The sequence below is a fragment of the Trueperaceae bacterium genome (assembly GCA_031581195.1).
Classification (GTDB): Bacteria; Deinococcota; Deinococci; order Deinococcales; family Trueperaceae; genus SLSQ01.
The window spans coordinates 1-1620 of record JAVLCF010000212.1 but is presented as its reverse complement, the minus strand read 5'-3'; the positions used below and the strand labels follow the sequence as shown (position 1 = coordinate 1620).

General features: G+C 78.0%; 2 protein-coding genes. Both read right to left on the bottom strand.

Translation table 11 applies throughout. The features are described from left to right. Window positions 1–121: 121 nt before the first annotated feature. Window positions 122–661 (bottom strand): histidine phosphatase family protein, encoded by a 540-nt coding sequence (locus tag RI554_11510; GenBank protein MDR9392639.1) that lies wholly within the window; start codon window positions 659–661, stop codon window positions 122–124. A 72-nt stretch (window positions 662–733) separates the two neighbouring features. Then, the coding region (locus RI554_11505; GenBank protein MDR9392638.1) for a tetratricopeptide repeat protein at window positions 734–1620 on the bottom strand (887 nt) is incomplete at its 5' end.

Sequence of the window (1620 nt, the reverse complement as noted above, 5' to 3'; positions counted from 1 at the left end):
GCGCGGGGCGGGGACGCTGTCCCCGCCCCGACCCGCGCCGCCGCGTGCTGCCGCGCGCCGCCGCGCGCTGCCGCACGCCCGCACCCCCGACCGAGCGTCGGGGGTGCGGGCGTGCGGGGCGTCAGGCGAAGCGCGCGACGTCCTCGCGGCCGAGCAGGAGGCGCAACTCCATGCCGCCCGGCTCCAGCGTCCCCACCAGGTGCGCGACGCCGGCCTTCGCGAGGTGCAGGCGGGCGGGTTGGTCGGCGCGGTAGGGCGCGATCAGCAGGCCCGCCGCCTCGGCCAGCATCGGTGCGTGCCCGACCACCCCGAGGCGGAGGGGGCGCCCGCCGGTCGTGACGCTCGACGCCGACGCGCTCGGTCCGACCCGCAGCATGCGCGCCAGGGCGTCCGGGAGGTCCGCCCCGTCGCCCGCCCACAGCGCGTCGAGGGCCTCCGGTCCGGCGGGCGCCAGGTGGGCGATCGCGTCGGCGGTGCGGCGCGCGCGAAGCGCGGGGCTCACGTACAGGTGGTCGAGCGGGGGCAGGCCGCCGGCCAGCGCCTGCGCTTCGCGGACGCCGTCGTCGGTCAGGTCGCGGTCGCGGTCGGCGAGGTCCGCCCGGCGGGGTTCCGCGGTCGCGTGCCGCACGATCCACAGGTCGACGAGGGGGGTTCGTTCCATGGCGCCTCCTGGCCGCAGGATACGCGGCTCTCGGCGGCGTCCCGAGGCCAGACGCCACGCGGTCCGGAGGCGTCAGGCGAGGTGCGTGCGGGCGAGCGCCTCGAGGCGTTCGGCGGCGTCGTGCCGGTCGAACGCCTCGAGGAGGTGGACCGCACCGCGCACCGGTGCGACCAGGCGGGTGCGCTCCGTGGCGTCCAGGCGCGCCAACGGGTGCGCCAGGGCGTCGAGGTTGGCGAGGAGGCCGGCGGGGTCGGTGCCGCGGATCAGCAGGTCGTTGAGCGCGAGGCGCGCCCCGACCTCGGTCAGCGCGTCGCCGGCGTCGGCGTAGGTGCGGACCGCGTCGGCGAGGGAGGTGCGGGTCGCGGCGAGCGCTTCGTCGTAGGCGGCGGTCGCGACCCAGGAGATCTGCTGGAGTCCGGCGGCGTTCATCCAGCGCGGTCCGGCGCGCTCTCCGGCGTCCAGCACCTCGCGGAACGTCGCGGCGGCGGCGTCCCACGCGCCGAGGATCACCAGCAGGGTGTTCAGGTTGATCAGCGTCCAGGCGAGGCGGGTGGGGTCCTCCAGCGACCGGCGGAGGGGGAGGGCCGCCTCGTAGAAACGGCGGGCTTCGGCGCGGCGCCCGACGTTGAACGCCAGCGACCCGGCGGCGTCGAGGGCGTCGGCGCGTTCCTCGCCGGAGAGCGCGTGCGCGTACGCGTCGAGCAGCGGTCGGAGGCGCCCCAGGGCGGCGCCGGCGTGCCCGAGCGACGCCATGACGCGCCAGGTGCGCGCCAGGAGGCGGAGGGCGTACGCCGGGTCGCGCGCGACGAGGTGGTCGAGGGCGACGTCGACGTTCTCGAGTTCGGGGTGCAGGTCGGCGAGGGCCGCCTCGCCGTCGCGACCGAACGTCCGCTCCCGGGTCGCGTCGAGCAGGTCGGCGTAGTGGCACGCCATCGCGCCGCGTGCCCGCTCGCGGAGGG

Bases quoted from the DNA above. Each gene is read 5' to 3' on its own strand.
- RI554_11510 (MDR9392639.1), bottom strand. From the start codon at position 661: ATGGAACGAACCCCCCTCGTCGACCTGTGGATCGTGCGGCACGCGACC.